The organism is Micromonospora sp. NPDC005710 (assembly GCF_040630995.1).
Lineage (GTDB): Bacteria > Actinomycetota > Actinomycetes > Mycobacteriales > Micromonosporaceae > Micromonospora.
Genome location: NZ_JBEXYP010000075.1, coordinates 1 through 1,098, shown reverse-complemented (window position 1 = coordinate 1,098; position 1,098 = coordinate 1). Strand labels below are relative to the sequence as shown.

The 1,098-nt window shown below is 68.1% G+C and carries 1 protein-coding gene; it reads left to right on the top strand.

The window, feature by feature from the left end; all coding sequences use genetic code 11:
* Positions 1-110 precede the first annotated feature (110 nt).
* Positions 111-1,019, top strand: a complete 909-nt coding sequence (locus ABZ406_RS30975) for a hypothetical protein (protein ID WP_357769131.1) — start codon at positions 111-113, stop codon at positions 1,017-1,019.
* The last annotated feature ends 79 nt before the right edge of the window (positions 1,020-1,098 follow it).

The window sequence follows — 1,098 nt, the reverse complement described above, 5'->3', positions numbered from 1 at the left end:
CGCAGGCGGGTCAGGCGGTGGTGCATGAGGGGTATACGAGTGTGTTCACGGTGAATGTGGCGGATGGGCATGTGCAGGAGTCGTATCTGCCTCGGTTGGGTGGTGCGTGGGTGACGCAGGATCTGTCGGTGGCGGCGGGTACGCCGTCGGTGGTGGGTCAGCCGGTCGCGGTGGTGCATGACGGGTATACGAGTGTGTTCACGGTGAATGCGTCGAATGGGCATGTGCAGGAGACGTATCTGGCTCGGGTTGGCGGGGCGTGGGTGACGCAGGATCTGGGTGCGGTGGCGGTGGGGCAGACACCGTCGGTGGTGGTGCATGACGGCTACGTCAGCGTTTTCACCGTCACGTCGGCCGGGCAGATCCAGGAGACGTACCTGTCTCGTCTGGGTGCGGCGTGGGTGACGCAGGCGTTGCCGGGTGCGGTGGTCGCGCCGGCGACGTCGGTGGTGACGCACGATGGTTACGTCAGTGTGTTCGCGGTGACGACCGGCGCTCGGGTGCAGGAGACGTACCTGGCTCGGGTCGGCGGCGGGTGGGTGGCGCAGGATCTGGGTGTGTCAGCGGCCGCGCAGGCACCGTCGGTGGTGACGCATGACGGCTACGTCAGCGTTTTCACTGCCACCGTGGGTGGGCAGTTGCAGGAGACGTACCTGACTCGGATCGGCGCCGGGTGGGTGACTCAGGCGCTGCCGGGTGCCGCGGTGAAGCCGGCAACGTCAGCGGTGGTGCATGACGGTTACGTCAGCGTGTTCGCCGCCACGACCGGCGGCCGGGTGCAGGAGACCTACCTGCCCCGTCTCGGCGCGGCGTGGGTCTCACAGGACCTGACCAGCAACCCGGGCACCCCGCTGATGGCGGGCCGACCGGTCACGGTGGTACATGACGGCTACACCAGCGTCTTCACCATCAACGCCACAGCCGGTCACGTCCAGGAGACCTACCTGCCCCGTCTCGGCGCGGCGTGGAGCACCCATGACCTGACCACCACCGCCGGCACCCCGGCAGCCAAACCGTAACGACTGACCACCGAACGTCCGGGCCGCCCCATCGGCAGCCCGGACGTTCACCATGCCCCACCACCACCGAACCAGCGCG